General features: G+C 35.0%; 4 protein-coding genes and 1 tRNA gene. 3 read left to right on the forward strand and 2 right to left on the reverse strand.

Features of this window, described 5'->3' with window-relative positions; translation table 11 throughout:
- Window positions 1–863: ABC transporter permease (locus AC22ZQ_RS12860; RefSeq protein ID WP_318959170.1), on the reverse strand; the 863-nt coding region annotated here is incomplete at its 3' end.
- Entirely contained in the window at window positions 853–1,785 is a 933-nt protein-coding gene (locus AC22ZQ_RS12865) for an ABC transporter ATP-binding protein (protein WP_318959171.1), read from the reverse strand. The genes AC22ZQ_RS12865 and AC22ZQ_RS12860, both read right to left, overlap by 11 nt.
- A gap of 166 nt (window positions 1,786–1,951) precedes the next feature.
- Here AC22ZQ_RS12865 and AC22ZQ_RS12870 point away from each other — a divergent pair, with 166 nt between their 5' ends.
- From AC22ZQ_RS12870 to AC22ZQ_RS12880, 3 genes are all read left to right on the forward strand, one after another.
- A complete protein-coding gene (locus AC22ZQ_RS12870) occupies window positions 1,952–2,584 on the forward strand; it encodes a YceI family protein (protein WP_318959172.1) in 633 nt (210 codons plus the stop codon).
- Between the two features lie 164 nt (window positions 2,585–2,748).
- Window positions 2,749–2,830, forward strand: a tRNA-Leu gene (locus tag AC22ZQ_RS12875).
- A 143-nt stretch (window positions 2,831–2,973) separates the two neighbouring features.
- Window positions 2,974–3,927: a T9SS type B sorting domain-containing protein gene (locus AC22ZQ_RS12880; protein ID WP_318959173.1), complete on the forward strand. Its 954-nt coding sequence runs from the start codon at window positions 2,974–2,976 to the stop codon at window positions 3,925–3,927.
- The last annotated feature ends 292 nt before the right edge of the window (window positions 3,928–4,219 follow it).

A 4,219-nucleotide genomic window follows, 5' to 3' on the forward strand; every position in this document is an offset into this window, starting at 1 on the left:
GCAAACAGTTTTTCTTGCATGCTGGCTTGAGCAATTTCTGCGGTCATTTGTTGGGCATTGAAATTACTAGGGTCGAGTAAATCTATAAAAACTGTTTCTCTTAAGATAAAGAGCCCTGTTCCAATAATAATGCTCCATAAAATGAACTGTAACAGTGCCGAAATTCCAATACCTATAACCTTACCAACGAGTAATTGTCGGGCACTGGCTGAAGCTAAAATTACTTCCACGATGCGGTTAGATTTTTCTTTGGATACGCTTCGTAAAATCGTCATTCCAAACAGGAAAATGAACAAAATAATGATGAGTCCGAAGAAGTAACCCGCCCAGGCAGAAAGTTTAGAATCTGTATTTTTTGGGTCGTAGACGTTAAAGAAATGAAACTGCATGGGTTGTTTGATCTCCCTGAATTTCTGAACACTTAACTGTGTGAATTCTTTTACCAATATTTCTTCAAACCTTCGTTCTACTTGATATTGAATTTTTGATTTTACACGTTCTGAGGGTGTTTCCCTATACATCACTTTGATGTGTTTGTTAGAAAGCACCTTCTCATTTAATTCTACACCTATATCGAAGGGTTTGTATTCTTCGTATTTTGCAAATTCTTCAAAATCTACGTAGGTATTGGTGAAACTGTATTTAATGTTAGGATCTTCTTTGGGCATAATTTTTCCCGACATAATTTCTTGGGGATCCATGATCAAAACATTCAGTACTTTCTTTTCACTTCCGCCCAACGCGAATAACAAGTAGGTGAGACCTAATACCAATATAGGACCTAACAAGGCCATTAAAACGAAGGATCTAGATTTTACACGTTCCTTCAATTCTCTCATTGCAATTAACCAACTATGCTTCATCTGACGTGTTTTGAGGTCCGTTTACTTCTTTTATAAATACATCTTCCATACTTGGTAGAATTTCTTCGGCTTTTTCAATTTTAACATGGGGAATGAGCGTTGCTAGAAGATCGTTGAATTCATTTTCTCCACGCATTTTTAAACGCACAATAAATCTATTGTCCGCAAGTACTTCTTTGTCTACAATTTCATAACCTGTCCAAAGTGCATTGGCAAAAGCTATCATGTTCCCTTGGAATTGAATAGAGAAAATTCCTTCTTTCTTGTCTTCTCTAAGCGTTGTAATATTTCCTTCTAATTTCTTTTCTCCTTGATGTAAGATCATACCTCTGTCACAAATTTCCTCCACACTTTTCATGTTGTGCGTTGAGAGAATAATGCTTTTCCCATCCGCACGCATTTGTTTCAATTCTTTACGAATTAACTCTATGTTGATAGGATCAAATCCACTAAAAGGTTCATCCAAAATTAGTAAATGAGGTTTGTGCAACACGGTACATATGAATTGTACTTTTTGTGCCATTCCTTTCGAAAGTTCTTCAATTCTTTTGTGTTTCCAAGCTTCAATCTCAAACTTTTCTAACCAGTAGCGCAGACTTTCTTTTGCATCTGTTTTACTCAAGCCTCGCAGTCTACCTAGAAATACAGCATGCTCTTCCACGGTCATACTTTTATACAAACCGCGTTCTTCGGGTAAATACCCAATTTCATTCAAATGTTTGGTGGATAATATTTGTCCTTTGAAACTGATAAAACCTTTGTCTTGTTGGATAATTTTATTGATGATACGGATAAGGGTAGATTTACCTGCACCGTTAGGACCGAGGAGTCCGTAAATTTCACCTTCTTTCACCTTCAGACTGATATCGGAAACCGCTCTTTTACGGTAAAAGGATTTGTATATACTATCGAGTTCTAACATAAACATTGGATGAGCTGATAAATATAATGATTTCGATGTAGGAGTGCGTTTTGAATTGTCTTCTAAGCGATAAAAATTCACCCAAGGTTAAAATATTTCATTACATATATTACCCGGGTAACTAAATAATGTTATTTTTGCCTAAATAAAAAAATCAAAGAAGACTATGAAAAAGTTTTATGTTGCTGCATTTGCCTTTGCAGCTTTAGCTACTACAGCTTGTACAAGTGAAGGAGAAAAAGTAGAAGAAACGGCTGCAGATGCTGTTGAAACTCCAGTTGTTGAAGAAGTTACTTACAACTTAGACGCTGAAGCTACAACTTTGAACTGGACAGGTTCATGGGTAAAAGAAGGTGAAATCCAAAGAAGTCACAATGGAGCAATTAAAGTATCTGAAGGATCTTTAACTATGAAAGGTGAAGAGTTTGTTTCAGGATCTTTTAAAGTAGATATGACGTCTATCTCTAACAGTGATGTTGAGGACGCAGAGAAGAATGGAAACTTAGTAGGTCACTTATCTGACTCTACGTTCTTTAACGTCCCAGAATTCCCTGCAACAGACGTAAAAGTAAACTCTTTCTCAGGAGATGTAATGAACATTACTATCACTGCAGTAGGACAAGAATTTACACAAGACATCAACGTTAGTACAACTGATGCTGAAGGAACAATGACATTAGAGAGTTCTTTCGCAGTTGATTTCGGAGATGCATTACCATACACAAATCCAGAAGATAAAACTAACGGGCACGTGTCATCAGAAGTAGCATTCGATTTAAAATTGGTTTTAAATAAATAAGCTGGTTTTTGTTTACATAAGAAGGGTGGACCTTAGGTTCACCCTTTTTTAATGCTTGAAAACAAAAGGCTTGTGGTGGTGACTTTATTTTATCTTAAAATAAATCTCAAAGATTAGTAATCTATTAAAAGAATTTACTATTTTTGCAATCGCAATTCGCAAACGCCTAGGTGGCGGAATTGGTAGACGCGCTGGATTCAAAATCCAGTTCTTTCGGGAGTGTGGGTTCGATTCCCACCCTAGGTACACTTTACTAAAACCCTCTCATTTTGAGAGGGTTTTGTTGTTTTTGAGGGTTTGTTATCGATCTCAAAAAGCTTAAAAATAATTTTGTCTAATTATTTGGAATCCCTTAAATTGACTTCATATTAACTAAGTGATGCCTAACAATGAAAAAATCTTTTTTCTTTTTAGTGATTGCCCAAATATTCTTTTCAGCTTTTGGACAAAATTTAGTGCCTAATCCGAGTTTTGAGGAACATGATAGTTGTCCTCAATATTTGGGTGATTTTTTTGTGAAAGATTGGTATAGCCCAACTTTGGGGTCACCCGATTATTTTAATGATTGCTCCACTCTGGAAATGGGGGTTCCTTACAACATATTGGGGAACCAAGAAGCATCTGATGGTTCTGCTTATGTTGGATTTCATTTAAGTGATTTTAGCGGAACGAACGTTAGAGAATACATTCAAGTAAAGTTAAACGAACAATTGATAAAAGATGAATTTTACACCGTGAGTTTGAATATTTCTTTAGCCGATAGTTGTGATTTTGCTTGTAATAATTTTGCGGCATATTTATCAGTAGATAGTCTTACTTCATCTGATTGGTTGAATTTAAATGTTATACCTCAAATTAATTTTAATTCACAATCGATCATTTCTGAAGATAGTTCGTGGGTATTATTGATAGACACACTTTTGGCACAAGGAGGCGAGAAATTTTTAACCATAGGAGTTTTTGCAAATGATATCTCTATGGACTGGATGAAAATTAAAGATTACAATTATTTTTCAGCTCCCTATTATTTTTTGGACAATGTTAATGTTTCATTATTAAGTACATGTGATGAATTTAAGTCCGATTATCCCAATGTTTTTACTCCTAATAACGATGGTAAAAATGATTTTTGGAATCCAAATGGTGATATATCAGAATTAGAAGCTATATATGTTCTGAACAGGTGGGGGAATACCGTAGTTAAATTATCTGAAGAGAATGGATTTAGTTGGGATGGTAAGGATGAAAATAAGAAAGTTGTCTGTTCAGGGGTCTATTATATTGTAGAGGAAAGGGAAGGTTGTCCTTTGAAAAATGTAGGTGTAATTCATTTAATTAAGTAGTTTGTGTATTTAACTTGTTTACAGTTTTGTTTTGAATCTTATTTATTGAAGTATTGGTGGGAATTAACCATCTCTATACCACGCAAAGCAGAAAATTTTGTCCAAATTCCTCAATTAATTTAAGGTCATCAGTGATGGAAAAGTTCGATAAATGTTGCGTTTCGGGTACACTTTACTAAAACCCTCTCATTTTGAGAGGGTTTTGTTGTTTTTGAGGGTGTATTTTAGAGTTTTATTTTTCATTTTTCCGTGACAATTTCCCCGTTATCAAGGAATTGAATTACTAATGAAC

The sequence above is a fragment of the Lishizhenia sp. genome (genome assembly GCF_057456495.1).